Origin of the sequence: Sphingomonas sp., from assembly GCF_042095875.1 — a bacterium.
Classification (GTDB): Bacteria; Pseudomonadota; Alphaproteobacteria; order Sphingomonadales; family Sphingomonadaceae; genus Sphingomonas.
This window is the reverse complement of the sequence record NZ_JBELMJ010000007.1, coordinates 1-15,692: the sequence shown is the minus strand read 5'-3', so window position 1 is coordinate 15,692 and position 15,692 is coordinate 1. Positions and strand designations below refer to the sequence as shown.

Annotated in this window: 15 protein-coding genes; 11 read left to right on the top strand and 4 right to left on the bottom strand. The window is 67.2% G+C overall.

Translation table 11 applies throughout. From position 1 onward, the window contains the following. The first annotated feature begins 77 nt into the window (after window positions 1-77). Window positions 78-2,282, top strand: a complete 2,205-nt coding sequence (locus ACFDS6_RS04185) for a PAS domain S-box protein (protein ID WP_375270855.1) — start codon at window positions 78-80, stop codon at window positions 2,280-2,282. A gap of 59 nt (window positions 2,283-2,341) precedes the next feature. On the opposite strand, the gene ACFDS6_RS04180 is transcribed toward ACFDS6_RS04185, so the two are convergent. Then, window positions 2,342-2,524, bottom strand: a complete 183-nt coding sequence (locus tag ACFDS6_RS04180; protein ID WP_375270854.1) for a CsbD family protein — start codon at window positions 2,522-2,524, stop codon at window positions 2,342-2,344. Between the two features lie 229 nt (window positions 2,525-2,753). On the opposite strand from ACFDS6_RS04180, the gene ACFDS6_RS04175 reads away from it, so the two are divergent. From ACFDS6_RS04175 to ACFDS6_RS04165, 3 genes are all read left to right on the top strand, one after another. After that, on the top strand, window positions 2,754-3,806 hold the full coding sequence (locus ACFDS6_RS04175; protein ID WP_375270853.1) for a lysylphosphatidylglycerol synthase domain-containing protein: 1,053 nt from the start codon (window positions 2,754-2,756) through the stop codon (window positions 3,804-3,806). A 151-nt stretch (window positions 3,807-3,957) separates the two neighbouring features. Further along, on the top strand, window positions 3,958-4,152 hold the full coding sequence (locus ACFDS6_RS04170; protein WP_375270852.1) for a hypothetical protein: 195 nt from the start codon (window positions 3,958-3,960) through the stop codon (window positions 4,150-4,152). A gap of 8 nt (window positions 4,153-4,160) precedes the next feature. Next, window positions 4,161-5,564, top strand: coding sequence for a mechanosensitive ion channel domain-containing protein (locus tag ACFDS6_RS04165; protein ID WP_375270851.1), 1,404 nt, complete (start codon window positions 4,161-4,163; stop codon window positions 5,562-5,564). A gap of 6 nt (window positions 5,565-5,570) precedes the next feature. Here ACFDS6_RS04165 and ACFDS6_RS04160 read toward each other — a convergent pair whose 3' ends face one another. The 3 genes from ACFDS6_RS04160 to ACFDS6_RS04150 are packed head-to-tail and all read right to left on the bottom strand — an operon-like array spanning window position 5,571 to window position 8,922. Continuing rightward, on the bottom strand, window positions 5,571-6,611 hold the full coding sequence (locus ACFDS6_RS04160) for a zinc transporter ZntB (protein WP_375270850.1): 1,041 nt from the start codon (window positions 6,609-6,611) through the stop codon (window positions 5,571-5,573). Further along, window positions 6,601-8,028: a L,D-transpeptidase family protein gene (locus ACFDS6_RS04155; RefSeq protein ID WP_375270849.1), complete on the bottom strand. Its 1,428-nt coding sequence runs from the start codon at window positions 8,026-8,028 to the stop codon at window positions 6,601-6,603. Before ACFDS6_RS04155 ends, ACFDS6_RS04160 begins: the two co-directional genes overlap by 11 nt. A gap of 6 nt (window positions 8,029-8,034) precedes the next feature. After that, on the bottom strand, window positions 8,035-8,922 hold the full coding sequence (locus tag ACFDS6_RS04150; protein WP_375270848.1) for a mechanosensitive ion channel family protein: 888 nt from the start codon (window positions 8,920-8,922) through the stop codon (window positions 8,035-8,037). 11 nt (window positions 8,923-8,933) lie between these two features. Between ACFDS6_RS04150 and ACFDS6_RS04145 the strand changes: the two genes are divergently transcribed. The 7 genes from ACFDS6_RS04145 to ACFDS6_RS04115 all read left to right on the top strand — a co-directional run bounded on the left by ACFDS6_RS04145 (window position 8,934) and on the right by ACFDS6_RS04115 (window position 15,118). Next, window positions 8,934-9,131 carry a hypothetical protein gene (locus ACFDS6_RS04145; RefSeq protein ID WP_375270847.1) on the top strand — a complete coding sequence of 66 codons (198 nt, stop codon included), beginning with the start codon at window positions 8,934-8,936 and terminating at the stop codon, window positions 9,129-9,131. A gap of 257 nt (window positions 9,132-9,388) precedes the next feature. Further along, window positions 9,389-10,531: a DegT/DnrJ/EryC1/StrS family aminotransferase gene (locus tag ACFDS6_RS04140; protein WP_375270846.1), complete on the top strand. Its 1,143-nt coding sequence runs from the start codon at window positions 9,389-9,391 to the stop codon at window positions 10,529-10,531. Continuing rightward, the gene (locus tag ACFDS6_RS04135; protein ID WP_375270845.1) at window positions 10,528-11,532 is read left to right on the top strand and encodes a glycosyltransferase family 2 protein; all 1,005 of its coding nucleotides are present in this window, start codon (window positions 10,528-10,530) and stop codon (window positions 11,530-11,532) included. Before ACFDS6_RS04140 ends, ACFDS6_RS04135 begins: the two co-directional genes overlap by 4 nt. Continuing rightward, window positions 11,529-12,500, top strand: coding sequence for a WxcM-like domain-containing protein (locus ACFDS6_RS04130; protein ID WP_375270844.1), 972 nt, complete (start codon window positions 11,529-11,531; stop codon window positions 12,498-12,500). Before ACFDS6_RS04135 ends, ACFDS6_RS04130 begins: the two co-directional genes overlap by 4 nt. Then, the gene (locus ACFDS6_RS04125) at window positions 12,500-12,904 is read left to right on the top strand and encodes a GtrA family protein (RefSeq protein WP_375270843.1); all 405 of its coding nucleotides are present in this window, start codon (window positions 12,500-12,502) and stop codon (window positions 12,902-12,904) included. The genes ACFDS6_RS04130 and ACFDS6_RS04125 overlap by 1 nt, the downstream gene beginning before the upstream one ends. 2 nt (window positions 12,905-12,906) lie before the next feature. Next, a complete protein-coding gene (locus tag ACFDS6_RS04120; protein ID WP_375270842.1) occupies window positions 12,907-14,316 on the top strand; it encodes a DUF2142 domain-containing protein in 1,410 nt (469 codons plus the stop codon). 316 nt (window positions 14,317-14,632) lie between these two features. Continuing rightward, on the top strand, window positions 14,633-15,118 hold the full coding sequence (locus tag ACFDS6_RS04115; protein ID WP_375270841.1) for a transposase: 486 nt from the start codon (window positions 14,633-14,635) through the stop codon (window positions 15,116-15,118). The last annotated feature ends 574 nt before the right edge of the window (window positions 15,119-15,692 follow it).

Below are 15,692 nucleotides of genomic sequence, written 5' to 3'. Positions count from 1 at the left end.
CCGATACCGACCGCTGCGAGCTTGACGCTGTCCTGATCTATGGCATGGACTTAACCACTTCCCATCAGGTCGTTTCCGTGCCTCTACCCGACAGTCCCGAACCTCAGGCCCCCTTCGTCACGCGGTCCGGCAGCGGTCGGGATGGTGGGCAGTATGACGAGGTCGCCTATCTGGCGGCACAACTCTGCGCCGCGCCGGTCGCGATCGTCAGCACGATCGAGGCGGGGCATCAGGTGCCCAAGGCCAGCATCGGCATCCACGTGTCGACCACGCCGATGAGCGGCGTGGTCTGCCGGCACACCGTGGCCGAGCGCGACCTGCTGGTGATCCCCGATCTGCTTGCGGACGCGCGCACCGACGCGCATCCGCTCGCCACCGCCGACGAGCCGCTGCGCTTCTACGCCGGCGTGTTCCTGGCAAGCCCCGACGGCGTGCCGCTCGGCACGCGGTGTGTAATGGACCGCGCGCCGCGTCCGGCCGGGCTGACCGACGATCAGGCCGAGGCGCTGCGCGCGCTGGGACGGCAGGTCGTGACGCAGCTAGAGCTCACGCGCCAGCGCACGCGGCTGACCACGGTGTTCAACAGCGCGGTCGATTACGCGATCGTGGTCATGGACCGCGACGGCACGATCACCGACTGGAACGAGGGCGCGACCAGGATCCTGGGCTGGACCCGCGACGAGATCGTCGGGCGCAACCTGGAAGCGTTCTTCACGCCCGAGGACCGCGCCGCGGGCATCGCCGACAAGGAGATGGAGGGCGCGAGGAAGCTCGGCCGCGGGATCGACGAGCGCTGGCACCTGCGCAAGAACGGCGAGCGCTTCTGGGCGAGCGGCGAGATGATGCCGCTGCGCGACGGCGACGAGGAGCTGACCGGCTACATCAAGATGCTGCGCGACCGCACGGACGCGCGCCTGGCCGAGGAGCGGCTCGCCGCCAGCGAGAAGCGCTGGCGCGAGCTGTTCCAGAACATGACCGAAGGCTTCTTCATCGGCGAGCTGATCCGCGACGAGCGCGGCCGCGCGGTCAACTACCGCTTCGTCGAGGTGAACGACGCCTTCGCCAGCCAGTCCGGCATCCCCGCGTCCGGCGTCGGCAAGACGATCCGCGACTTCGCCCCCGATGTGCAGCAATGGTTGATCGACCGTTACGCGCTGACCGTGGAGACCGGCGAGCCGCAGCGGTTCGAGGTCCACCTGCCCGACCTGCACCGCTGGTTCGAGGTGCGCAGCACCCGGAACGACGTCGAGCGCTTCTCGTGCCTGTTCCTCGACATCACCGCGCGCAAGGCGATCGAGGCGCAGCTCGCGCTCAACGACGAGCGGTTGCAGATGGCGCTGACCGCGTCGGGCGTCGTCGGGCTGTGGGACTGGATGGTCGACACCGACCTGCTGCACGGCGACGCCAATTTCGCGCGGTTGTACGGGCTCGATCTGGCGGCGACGGCGGCCGGCCTGACGATGGAGGAATATCAGGAGTACGTCGTCGCCGAGGACGTCGCGCCGCTGCGCGAGCGTATCAGGGCCGTGTTCGAGCGCGGCGAAGACTTCCTGGTCGAGTATCGCCTGGCGATCCCCGGCGAGGCGCTGCGCTGGGTCGAGTGCCGCGGCGGCATGGTGTACGACGACGAGGGCGCGCCGATCCGCTTCTCCGGCACCGCAGTGGACGTCACCGAGCGCAAGACCGCGGAGGAGCAGAAGCACCTATTGATGGAGGAGATGTCGCACCGGGTGAAGAACACCTTCGCCATGGTGCAGGCGGTGGTGTTCCAGACGCTGCGCGGGATCGACCCTTCCATCTCCGACACGTTGCAGAACCGGCTCGCCGCGCTCGGCCGCGCGCACGACGTGCTGCTGCAGCGCAGCTGGTCGACGACGACGATCCGCGACCTGATGGAGCGGGTGCTGCGGCTGGAGGCGGAGGGCACGCGCTTCGAGCTGAGCGGCCCCGACTTCGAGATGAAGGCGGAGGCGGCGCTGTCCTTGTCGCTGCTGCTCCACGAACTGGCGACCAACGCGGTGAAATACGGTGCCCTGTCGAACGACACCGGCCGCGTGACGGTGCGTTGGATGGTCGAGGACGGGCATTTCCGGCTTCAATGGGAGGAGCGCGGCGGTCCGCCCGCGACCGAGCCGACCCGCAAGGGCTTCGGATCGAAACTGGTGGGCATGGGCCTGTGCGGCAGCCGACGCACGATGCTCAGCTACACCGAGGCCGGCTTCTCCGCCCGGTTCGAGGCCGAGCGCAACCAGGTCAACGCGACGGCGCTGACGGCGGGGTGACGTTCGACGAGTAAGCCGCCCCGCCGGAGCGGAGCGGCCCTGTTCACCCCGGGGCGTGATCAGACCTTGTCGTTGAACGCGCCCTTGACGCTGCCCTTCACGTCCTGCCCGGTGCCCTTGAGCTGCTGCGCCTTGCCTTCGGCTTCGAGTTGCTCGTTGTCGGTCGCCTCGCCGTACAGCTCCTTGGCCTTGCCCGCGATCTTGTTGCCAGCCGCGTCGAGCTTGTCGGTGAACTCACCCATGTCGATCTCCTATTTCCGGCCATCCGAATGTGATCCGGTTGCCCGACCAACGGCAGGCTGCGTCGGCGGTTCCCTGCCCTCCTGCCGCGGCGAAAGGCGGATCGTCGCGGCCGTCGGTTATCGACCGGAAGGCTGAAGGCGAACGTCGTCGCGCCGGGTCCGGGTGGCGCGGCAATCGTGATCGCGCGAGCGCGCGCCCTGATCGTCACGCGGTGCGTTGAACCGCGTGATGTTCTCCCGCTGGTTCACCGAAGCAGGCACTCTCCTCGCCCGCGTGGCCGCGTCGCCGCGCGCGCGCGCGCTGCTGGGGATCGCCGTAATGATCGCGGTCCTGTGGATCGCCTTCGGTGCGCTCCGCGAGATCCTGGCCGGGCTGCGCTGGTCGGACGTGCGTGCCGACCTGGCGCGCGTCTCGACGGTGCGCATCGCGTGCTCGGTCGCGTTCACGATCGGCAGCTACGTCGTGCTGACCGGCTACGACGTCGTGTCGCTGCGGATCATCGGGCGCTCGGTCGGGTACGGCACGGCCGCGCTGGCGTCGTTCACCAGCTACATCTTCAGCCACAATTTCGGCTTCGCCGCGCTGACCGGCGGGGCGGCGCGGCTGCGCATCTACGGTCGCCGCGGACTGTCGCTCGGCGAGGTGGCGCAGATCATGGCGATGACCGGTGTCACCTTCTGGATGGGCGTCATGCTGCTGATCGGCATCGGCTTCGTCGCCCTGCCCGGCACGCTGGCGCTCGGCGGCTGGCACGCGTCCTACCCCCATCAGGCGGCGGTCGGCGGGCTGATCCTGGCGGGGCTGGCAACCTATCTCGTCGTCCTGCACCGTCGCGCGGGCCGCGCGCTGCGCGTGTTCGGCTGGACGCTGGTTCTCCCGTCGGTTGCGACCGCGGGCGTGCAGTTCCTCCTCGCGGCGGTCGACCTGATGTTCGCGACCGCGGCGCTGTTCGTGCTGGTGCCGGACCTGCCGCTGTCGGCATTCCCGCTCGTGCTGATGGCCTACCTCCTCGCGTTCCTGTCGGGCCTGCTCGCGCACGCGCCGGGCGGCGTCGGCGTATTCGAGGCGGTGCTGCTGTTGGCGCTGCCGCAGGTCGACCGCGCGACGCTGCTGGCGGCGCTGCTGCTGTTCCGCGTCATCTACTACCTCGTCCCGCTCGCGATCGGCATCGTCCTGTTCGCGGCGCACGAACTCTACGCGCGCGCCGGCGGACCGATAGCGGCCGGGCGCGACGCGCACGAGGCGATCCTTCTTCGGCGAGTCCGCGATGGAGCGGCGTGAAGTGGCCGCAGCGCTATATTCGCCGCGCCGAATTGCGGCATGGGAACGATCCCGTTCGCGCCGCGACGGCTGATCGCGTACGCGATTGACCTTGCCGAGCCCGGTCGCCCACGACAGTCTCGAACCGATCCCGCCAAGACAGGACGACGACATGGCCGACCTCGATCATCCCGACGATACGTCCGTCGTCGCTGGCGGCGTAGCAGCCCGTATCTCTCAAGCGTCGAACGGCAGGCTCGCGGATGATGACCTGTTCGGTGAGGCGCCGGTCGACACCGTGACGAGTGAGCGCGACGAGGCGACGCTCGCGAGTGAGATCGTCGAGCGGCCCCGGCTCGCCGCATGAGGCAGTGGATGACAGATAGCCGCCGGGCCGCTGGCCGCTGGCCCTTGCTCGTCGCGGCGGTCGCCGCAGCCGTTCTGGCCGCGGTCACGCCGCTCCACGCGCAGGACCTGCCGGGCGAGCCCGCACCCGCGGAGACGCCCGCGCCGCAGACCTCGCCCGCGATCGCGACGAGGACCGAGGTCACCTCCGACGCGGACATCGCGCTGCGCATCCGCAGCATCTTCACGGAGATTTCCGCGCTGCGCGACGTCCAGGTGCGGGTGTCGGCGGGCGTCGTGACGCTGACCGGGACCGTTCCCGCCGCCGCCGACGTCGCGCGGGCAGAGGCGATCGCCTCGCGCGTCGCGGGCGTGGTCACGGTGCAGAACGACGTCGCGCGCGACCTCGACGTGGACAGCAACCTGTCGCCGGTGCTCGGCAAGTTCGGCGCCGACCTGCGCGCGCTGCTGCGCGCGCTGCCACTGATCGCGGTCGCGTTCGGGATCGCGCTGGTCATCGGCTATCTCGGCTACCTGCTGGCGTCGCTGGGTTGGTTCTGGCGGCGGATCAGCCCCAACGCCTTTCTGGCCGAACTGCTCGCGACGCTGATCCGTTTCGCTTTCGTCATGCTCGGCATCGTCGCCGGACTCGAGGTGCTGGGCGCCACCGCGCTGCTCGGCGCGGTGCTCGGCGGCGCGGGAGTGATCGGCATCGCGATCGGCTTCGCCGTGCGCGACACGGTCGACAATTACGTCTCCAGCCTGATGCTCAGCCTGCGCCAGCCGTTCCGCGCCAACGATCACGTCGTGATCGAGGGGAACGAGGGCCGCGTGGTCCGCCTGACCAGCCGCGCGACCATCCTGATGACGCTGGAGGGCAACCACCTGCGCATTCCCAACGCCACCGTCTTCAAGGCGGTGATCCTGAACTACACCCGCAATCCGGAACGCCGGTTCGACTTCGACCTGGGCGTCGATGGCGACGACGATCCGGTCGACGCGATGGCGACGGGGCTGAAGGCGATCCGCGGGCTCGGCTTCGTGCTCGACCAGCCGCGCGCCACCGCGATCATCCGCGAGGTGGGGGACTCGAACATCGTGCTCAGCTTCCGCGGCTGGCTGGATCAGGCGAACACCGATTTCCTGAAAGGGCGGAGCCTGGCGCTGGATGCGGCCAAGCGCGCGCTGGAGGACGCTGGCTTCGCGCTGCCCGAGCCGATCTACCGCCTGCGCTTCGACGACGCGGCGACGATCGCGGGCCGTAGCGTGTCCGACACACCGCCGGGCCGACCGTCGCGGAGACCGCCCACCACGAGCGACGGCGCGATCGCCGAGGATGCCGCTCCCGACACTCATATCGAGAAGCTGGTGGCCGACGAGCGCGCGCAGACCGGGGACGAGGACCTGCTCGACAGCGGCAGGCCGATCGAGTGACGGCGGCTACAACCAGCGCAGCTTGCGGAAAACGACGATCTGGACCGCCAGCACGGCGACGAGCAGCGCCACGGTGATCCAGAAGCCGTCGTCGGAATGCATACCCGGGATGCCGCCGACGTTGATGCCGAGCAGCCCGGTGAAGAAGCTGAGCGGCAGGAAGATCGCCGCGATGATCGACAGCATGTAGATCGTCTTGTTCGACTGCGCGGTGGCGCGGTTGTTGATGTCGTCCTGGATGACGAGCGCGCTCTCCTTCGACACGTCGAGATCCTCGATGTAGCGGCTCAGCCGGTCGATCGTCTCGCGGATGTCGCGGCGGTTGGTCTCGCTCAGCCAGTCGGGCGGGTCGCGGCCGATCTGGAGCAGCGCCTCGTGCTGCGGCGACATGTAGCGCTTGAGCGCGAGGCAGTTGCGGCGGATGTCGGCGATCGTGGCGAGGATATCCTCGACCGGGTAATCCTCGTCGGCCGCCTCCAGTTCGTCGATCCGGTCGTTCATGTCGACGATCGACCGGTTCATCTTGGCGACGGTCTGCTCGACCAGTTCGGTGAACAGGTCGCCGGCCGTGCGCGGGCCGCGCCGCTGCTCCATCGTCGCCAGCACGTCGAACGGCGTCTGCAGCCGCTGGCGCCGGAGCGTCACGACGCGCGTGCCGTCGCACCACATCTGCATCGCGACCATGTCCTCGGGTTGCGCGTCCGGGTTGAAGTTGATGCCGCGCAGGATGGTGACCAGCGCGTCGCCCTCGCGAAACGCGCGCGGGCGGTTCTCGGTCGATGTCAGCGCATCTACCGTCGCCTCGGACAGGCGCAGGCCGCCCGCGGTGGCGTCACCCAGCCACGCGATCACGCCGGGGTCGGTGCGATCGAGGTGCAGCCACAGGAAGTCGCCGGGTTGGCGGCACGTCCACGCCTGCGCGGCTGCCCAGTCGATCGTCTGCAACGTCCCGTCGGCCGCAACGACGCGGGCGAAGATCAGCCCGCCGTCGCGCGCGACGACACCGTCGTCCGCGCCGACGTCGTGCCGGTGCGCATCACGGTCCAATATCGATCGCCTCTGCCTTGGCTTTCCCGGTCTCGGCGGCGTCGAACCCCAGCTTGACCGCGACCGCGTCGTTCCAGCCATAAGGGTCGGTGCGGACCGACACCGCGCCGTCGTCCGCGACGAAGGCGTTCTGGTAGAGCAGCCGCACCGGGATCTGCCGCGGCAGGTCGACGATCTCGTAGCTGCCGGACTCATGCGCCTTCTGCCACGCCTCGCCGACGCCTTCCTGATCCGCGAGCATCCTGGCGAAGCCGAGCGCGTCGGCCACGCGGATGCAGCCGTGGCTCAGGTGACGCTGGCTGCGGTCGAAGAGCTCGGGCGACGAGGTGTCGTGCAGGTAGATCGCCTGGTTGTTCTGCATGTCGAACTTGACCAGCCCCAGCGCATTGTCCGGTCCAGACGGCTGGACCCAATAGCCGTTCACGCGGCGCATGTGCTTCGCGCGGACCGTGGCCGAGGATACGTCGATCGACTTGGGCACCGTCCAGGTCGGGTTGGCGACCAGCCGGTAGATCGGGGAGCCGAGCGGCGGCGTCTCGCGGCCAGGCTCGCCGACGATCACCTTGCGCCGATCGACCAACTGGCCGTCGCGGTAGTAGCGCAGCTCCGCGGCCGCGGTGTTCACGTCGATGCGCGTGGCGGGCGGCGTGCGCGACAGCCAGCGGCGACGCTCCAGCGCGACCGCCAGCGCGCGCGCGCGGTCGCCCGGGCGCAGGTTGATCACGGCCAGGGTATTCGGCCCGACGATCCCGTCGCGCCGGATGCCGTAGTCGCGCTGGAGCGACTTCACCGCGTCGGCGATCGCCGGCGAGTAGCTGCCCGCCTCGGCGTCGCCCGGCACCTGCGCGAGATAGCCGTCGTCGGCGAGTTGCCGCGCGATCGCCGCGACGCGCGGGTCGGTGTCGCCGGCGTGGATGCTCTTCGTCACCGGGATCGTCGGCGCGCCCGTCGCGGTGGCGCGGACGGCCGCGCGATAGGCGTCGGACAATGAACGGTACTCGGCGTCGTCGGGTGCGAGGCCGTTCAGCCACTGCTCGAGCGTGCCGTCGCGAAGCGCCGTCGCGAGCTCCGTCTCCGGATCGCTCGTCGGCCGGGCGACCGTGTACACCTCGTGCAAGGATGATGGATCGCTCAAGCCGTGCGCGAGCGCCGCGGCATAGTCGAGCGCCGCCTTGTTGTACGCCTTCGTGACGGACGCCGCGTCACCGCTGTCGGCGACCGGCGAGAGGAAGGCGACCCGATCGAGGCCGTGCCGATCGCGCTGCGCGAGCACGCTCCTGAACGTCGCGCGATTGGCGTCGCTCCAGCCGCCGCGTTCGGTCTGGGTAGCGTCGGCGCGCGCAGGTCCGGCGAACGCCGGCACCGCGAGGCAGGAGAGCGCCGTCGCGGCGAGCAAGGTGGTGAGTCTGGGTATCATCCCCGATCAACGATCCTGGGACCGGTTCGGACCCGGCGACGAACCGTCGCCCTGCGCCGCACTCCCGTCCTGGGCCGCGCCTGCACCATCGCTCCGGACGAGCTCGACCCGGCTGAGCGGGCGCGCCTCGGGCACGTCCTCACCGGCGGGCCAGCCCTCGCGCTGTTGACGCCGGTTACCGTCGGTCGCCTCGGTCTGGTCGTGGAACAGGATCTGCTGCGTCGGGAACGGCAGGTCGATGCCTGCGCCCACCAGCGCTTCGGCAATTGACTGGAGCACGCGGTCGCGCACGGCCACCACGTCACCACGCTGCGGCTTGGTCCACCAGCGCACCCGCAGGTTCTGCGACGATCCCGCGAGGTCCCACAGCAGCACGTCGGGTGCCGGGTCGGCGAGCACGCCCTCGATGCCCTTGACCGTGTCCAGCATGATCGAGCGCGCGCGCGAGACGTCGTCGCCGTAGCCGATCCCGACGTCATATTGCTCGCGCAGGATGCCGTAGGCGGTGATGACGGTGACCGGCTCGGTATAGATGATCGAGTTGGGCACGATGATCCGCTGCCCGTCATAGGTGCGGATGTAGGTCGCGCGCGTCTCGATCGATTCAACCGTTCCGGTAAAGCCGCCGCTGGTGATCTCGTCGCCGGTGCGGAACGGATGGCGGATCAGCAGCAGGATGCCGGCCAAGAGGTTCTGGAAGATGTCCTTGAACGCGAAGCCGATCGCGACACCGCCGACCCCCAGCGCCGAGAACAGCTTGGCCGGTGTGACCGACGGAAACGCGATCGTCACCGCCACCAGCACCCCGAACAGCATGATGCCGATATAGGCGAGCCGGCCGAACGCGACCCCGGCGCTCGGAAACTCGGAGCGACGCGCGGCGACGTTGGTCACCAGCTTGCGGGGTGCCCGATGCGATCGCCCAGAAGATCAGGAACACCACGATCCCCGTCGCGATCAGCGGCAGCATCGCGAACAAGCCGTTGATCATGCCGTTCGCGGTCGCCCAGATCTCGGACGGATGGACGCCGCTCGCGCTCGGTGTGGTCTCGGTCATCTCGGGTCCTTCGTCATGCAGTTCCGCCCAGGCACACGGCGCATAGCCCAAGGCGGCGACCGATACCCGCGAAAGCGTGCCGGCGAGCACGATCACTCATCCGGCGACGGGCAGCGGCCGAGCGGGGCGGGGTGAGCGATGAAGGCATAATGGCGCGACGGTTAGTGGCCGGGGTCGCGTAGCTTCGCTTGCAGAAAGCCTTGACACGGTGATCAGAGCATGAGCCTCGATCGGCCCGCCGCCACGAGAGCGGGAGCGTACTCCGGTTGCCAAAATTCGAGGGCATCTTTAGGGATTGGTGCTTTGGATGAGTTGTTGATGACCGTGTCCATTGTTCCGATCAATGATCTTCGGCGGGTGCCTGGCGATCTTCAGGCCGAGCTCGCCGAGGCGGCCGCCGCGACGCTTGGATCCGGGTGGTTCCTGAATGGGCAGCGGCTCGACGCGTTCTGCCGAGCGTTCGCGGATTACCTCGGCGTTGCCGACTGCGTCGGTGTGGCGAACGGCACCGACGCTCTCGAGATCGCGATGCGCGCAGTGATCCAGGTGCGCGCTCCGAGCGGCTCGGAGGTGGTGACGGTCGCGAACGCCGGCGGTTACTCCAGCTTTGCCTGCCGGCTGCTCGGGCTCGTGCCGGTCTACGCCGACATCGACGAAGCAACGCAGTTGGCGTCGCTTGACTCCATACTGGCCTGTATCGGCGCGGACACGGCGCTGGTGGTCGCGACGCATCTCTACGGCAGCCCGCTCGATATCGTCCGGTTGCGGACGATGATGGATGCGGCGGGGCATGCTCACGTGACGATCCTGGAGGATTGCGCGCAGGCACACGGCGCGACGGTTAACGGTCGGCGGGTCGGCAGTCTGGGCGATATCGCGACGTTCAGCTTCTATCCCACCAAGAACTTGGGCGCTTCCGGTGACGCGGGCGCGATCGTGAGCAACGATCCCGCGTTGCTCGATCGGGTGAGATCGCTAAGCCAATATGGCTGGGGCAAGAAGTACGAGATCGTGACACCGCTCGGCCGCAACTCGCGGTTGGACGAAGTGCAGGCGGCGCTTTTGTCCGTGTTGCTGCCACGGCTGGACGCGGGCAACGCCCGGCGTCGCGCGATCGTGCAACGCTACATCGCTGCCGCGCCGCCCGGCGTGACAATCGTCGATGGCGGGGATGGTTCGGTCGGTCACCTCGCCGTGGCACTCTGCGACGATCGCGATGGCATGAAGGCGCATCTCGCCGCCCGTGGCATAGCGACCGAGGTACATTACCCGATCCTGGACGTGGACCAGCCGGCCTGGCAGGCGCTGCCGCAGCGCACGGCACCTGGCGGGCTGCCGGTGTCGAGACGCAGCGTGTCGCGCCTGTTGACGCTACCCTGCTTCCCGCAGCTCGACGATGACGAGGTAGACCGGGTCTGTGCCGCGCTTGCCGAGTGGCAGGCGTGAACGAGGTGAGCGTGGAAGGGGAATGCCGTCGCTCGCTGGTGATCCCGGTGTACCGTAACGAGGAGAACATCCCCTCGCTGATGGAAGCGCTGACCGCGCTCAACCACGATCTCGGCGGTGACCTGGAAGTGATCTGCGTGGTGGACGGTTCGCCGGACCGCTCCGGCGAGCAGTTGATCGAAGCAGGGCGAACCGCTGCCTTCCCGCTCCGTGTAGTGTTCCACAGCCGCAACTTCGGCTCGTTCACCGCCATTCGCACCGGCATGGAATTTGCCGGCGGCGCGAACGTGGCGGTGATGGCAGCCGATCTGCAGGAGCCGCCCGAGCTGATCCACCGCTTCTTCACCATGCTGGAGGCGGACGAGGCCGACGTGGTATTCGGGCAGCGTTCGGGGCGACACGATGCATGGCTGCGCGACGCGCTTTCCAATGCGTTCTGGGCGCTCTACCGAAAGCTCGTCATTCCCGATCTGCCGCGCGGCGGGGTCGACATCTTCGCGTGCAACCGCCCTGCCGTGCAGGCCGTACTTCAGATCGAGGAACCGAACAGCTCGCTGGTCGCGCAGCTGTTCTGGATCGGTTTTCGTCGTCGCTTCGTGCCATATCATCGTCGTCAGCGGCAACACGGTACCAGCGCCTGGAACCTCACGCGGCGCATGCGCTACATGATGGACAGCATCTTCTCGTTCACCGACCTGCCTATCCTGCTGGTGCTGTGGTTCGGCATCCTGGGCTGCATCGCCAGCCTGCTGATCGGCGGCGGCATCGCGACGGCGCGGCTTGTCGGCCTGATCCAGGAACCGGGCTATGCCGGACTCGCGGTGCTGATCACCTTCTCGGCTTCCGCCACCCTCGCCGTGCAGGGCGTGATCGGGTCCTATCTCTGGCGGACGTTCGAGAACACCAAGCGGCGGCCGTTGCGACTGGTGAGCAGGATTGTGAACAACAGGGACCCGGCGCCGAAGCTTGCGGCGCCGACGTCGATGGAGCGGTACGCATGAGCCTTGATGACGTGTTCGTTCACCCGCAGGGCATCTGCGAGTCCGCCACCGTCGGCGCGGGCACGCGCGTCTGGGCGTTCGCGCACGTGCTGGGCCGCGCGCGGATCGGGCGCAACTGCAACATCTGCGATCACGTGTTCGTCGAGAATGATGTGACGGTGGGCGACGACGTCACCATCAAGTGCGGCGTCCAGCTGTGGGACGGCACCCGTGTCGGCAACGGCGTGTTCATAGGTCCCAACGCCACTTTCACCAACGACCGCTTCCCGCGTTCCAAGCAATATCCCGACGACTTCCTGCCGACCACGCTGGAGGATGGCGTCTCCATCGGCGCCAACGCCACCATCCTACCCGGCCTGCACATCGGCACGGGCGCGATGGTAGGCGCGGGCGCGGTGGTGACGCGCAACGTGCCGCCCCACGCGATCGTGGTGGGCAATCCGGCGGTGATCGTCGGCTATTGCCAGGATCAGACCGCCGAGCAGGACGGCGGTGGCGCAGCGGGCACCTTCGACGCGAGCGGCCTTCCCGCCGAGATCGGCGCACGTCGCGATCTAGGCGTGCGGGGCTGCTGGATCGAGCGGCTGCCCAATTTCGCCGACATGCGCGGCAGTCTCACCGCACTCGAGTGCGGCAGGGGGCTGCCGTTCGTTCCGGAGCGCGTGTTCCTGGTCTATGGCGTTCCGAGCGACCGAGTACGCGGCGAGCACGCGCATCATCGCTGCCGTCAGTTCCTGGTCGCGGCCAGCGGAGGCGTCTCCGTCGTGGTGGACGATGGCACGGCACGGCGCGAGGTGCGGCTGGAGGATCCCTCGGTCGGGCTCCATCTCGCGCCCATGACGTGGGGTACGCAATACAAGTTCAGCCGCGAATCCGTGCTGCTGGTAGCTGCGTCCGACCGGTACGACGACGCCGATTACATCCGCCGCTACGCCGACTTTCGTGCGCTTGCCGCAGGGGGTGCATAGTGCGCGCCGCCTGGCGCAGTCATGGCGGTGACGCCGTCCGCTTCCTGCTCGCCGGGGGGCTCAACACGCTTTTCACCCTCTTGGTCTATCAGCTGCTGCTGTTTGTAACCGGGCCGACGGCCGCTTATGCGATCAGTTGGTTCTGCGGGCTCGCGATTGTGATCATCTTTTATCCATCGCGCGTGTTTGCCGGGGCGCGAACCGACCTGCGCGCCCGGTTGGGCCTGGCGGCGAGCTACGCGGCAATATTTTGTCTCGGCGTCGTCGCGTTGCGCGTGCTGGCGGCCGTCGGCATACCGCCACGGCTGGCGATCCTGGGGGTGCTGGCCGTGACGACCATTGCCAATTTCCTGATCGGTCGCCTGATCCTGCGGCCCGCAGGGCTCGTGCGGGCGGCCGGCTAGCCATGGTACGCGGGCTGTCAAAGGATGGGCGCACGATCGTCGTCGTTGCCCTCGCCTACGCGCTGCTGGTCGTCGCCTGGTCGCTCGTCATACCCTACGATCGCGGGCCGGACGAGCGGACCCACTTCTTCCTGCTCGAATATTTCTACCGCTTCGGTCGCATGCCCGTGCCCGAGGTTGACCCCGTGGAACCGTTGCGCGGCGTGCTGAGCAACGACGTCTTTACCCGCGATACCTTCTGGTATTACGGGCTGCCTTACCTGCACACGCTGGGCGCGACATTGTTATCGCTGGCCTTTGCACCGCTGCTGCCCGACGGCCTCGGCTATCTGGCGCCGCGCGCGTTCAACTGGTTGCTGGCCGGCATCTTCATGGCGTCCCTGCTGGAGGTCGCACGCAACCAGCGGCTGACCCGCGGGCAGGCGATCGCTGCAGCCGCGATCGTCGCGATGATCCCGCAGGTGACCTTCGTCTTCGCCTATTTCAACTCGGACGGGTTCGGGCTCACCGCGTGCGCGCTCGCACTGGCGCTGCTGTCTCGGCACCTGCGCGAACCATCGCGTTCCGGTCGGCTGCTCGCATTCGGCTGCGCGTGCGGGCTGATCCTGTGCAGCAAGCTCTATTACTATCCTGCGCTGGTGTTCTTCGCAGGACTGATCCTGGCTGAACGGTTCGCCAATCCTGCCCGCCGGCTCGTGGCGGATGCCGGCTGGGCGCTACTGGGTATGGCTGTGATTGCGATCCCGGTACTCGGCACAACGTATCTGCAATTCGGTGACATCAGCGGCATGCGCGGGCAGGCTGCCTACGTCGCGCTCAACCGTTCTGAGCCGACTGCTATGTACGGAACCTGCTTCTTGTTCTGTGCTGACGGGATCATCAACACGACGACGTTACGTTGGTGGCTACCCATCACCGCGCGAAGCTTTTTCATGACTACCGGGTGGATGGACACGTTGCTGCCGGGCTTCGTCTACAAGCTGTTTTTCTATCCTCTTACGCTCGCGCTGCTTGTCTGGAGTGCAGTGGTTCTCCTTGGCGTTCTTCGAAGAATGCGACAGCTGTGGCGCACAAGCCTCATCCCCCTGGCAGTTATCGTATTATTCTGGAGCATGGCAGTTGCGGTGCTGGTGATGAACCTGCTTGGGCAGCAGAACCTGCTACCCCAGCCGCAGGGTCGATACATGTTCGTGGTGCTGCCGTTTGCGGCGCTGCTGCTGGCGCTGCTGCGCGCACGCGCCATGAGGGAGAACAACGGGGTAATGGCACGTTGGACCGGCCCAATGATCATCGGAGTCGCTGCGGCCATGCTGAGCGTGAACCTTTTATCGCTCGGCTTAACCGCGCAGGTGAACGCGAAATATCTCGCGCTCGGCAATCATGCCGGACAGAATGGCCTTTCTACCAGATAGCCAACGAGAGTCCGAACGCGGTGTGGGCCGCTCCAGGGTCAGAACCCAGTGATGTGAGGCACGCAATCTGATTTCTGGCTCTACGAGGAGATGAGCAGCTGGCGCAGCGGCGGCCGTTCTTCCACTATAGTCACGGCAGGTCGCGGGTGAACGATTGCCGGGTGCTGCGCGGGCTCGTGTTCGGCAACAAGAACGGCCTGCGCTGACGCAATGCGCCGAATGCCGACAGGCCATCCAAGACGCTGTTCAATCGGTGAACGCGGTCGGGCGCGGCGGGCGTGTTCGCTCCCTTGATGAAGGGTTGACAGGCGTCAGCATGATCGACGTGATGCACGAGGCGGAAGAGCTCGGGCGCGGGCTACCGCTGGCGGAACGGCTCGATCGCCGCTGGGTCGTCAGGGTGGGCGTGAACGGCTTCTTCAACTGGGCCGAGGACACCATGCGCCGCATCTCAAGCAAGGCCGCGTTGGCCGACGCCATTAACTATGCGGTGAAGCGGCGCGAGGTGCTAACCCGCCTCTGCGACGACGCCCGGCTCAAGGCCGACAACAACCGCGCCGAGAACTGCCTCCGTCCCGTGGCGCTCGGCCGCAAGAACTACCTCTTTGCCGGCTCGGACAAGGGCGGCGAGCGAGCAGCCGCGATCTACACGCTCATCCAGACCGCCCGGCTCAACTTCGTCGACCCCGAAGCCCGGTTGCGCGACGTGCTCACCCGCATCGTCGACGGGCACCCCGCCACTCGCGTTGGCGCCGTGATGTTAGAACACTGGTCCGAACCAATCAGCTTTTCAAGCGGCTGACAACGTTCCCGCCCCGCGCTACTCTGCTTGCATGATCTGGCATTCCAAGGCGGACCTCGAACGACTTGGCCCACCTCTTCGCAAGGATATTCTTTGGGTCTCGATGGTCATCATTCCCCTCATGGCGCAACTCGGCGCAGAGATCATTAGATTAGTCGACGCCTTTAACGGGAAACCATTGATCATCTCAAAGGTGCTGGGTATCTCCATCACGTGGGGTGCCTCACCCGTCCAATACGTGCTTGGATGGGTATTTCATCTCGTACTGCTGGCGCTTCTTGCCTTAGGGCTGTGGGGGTGTTCCCTCTGGCTACAGCAATGGGCTTACTTCCGTCGGCGGTAACTCCGCGCACCGGTTTCCACTCGAACAACATGAAAATAGCTCACGTGCCTACGTGCCTACGTGCCTTACCAGACGCTTACAGGCCGGACGATCAGTCTACCGGTTGTATGTTTAATCTGATTGCGAGGGCCGGACATGGCCCGCAACATCAAAAGGCGCGCGAGGGGCGCCGAATGTTTGTTTGTGTTGGTTGCGGGGACAGGATTTGAACCTGTGACCTTCAGGTTATGA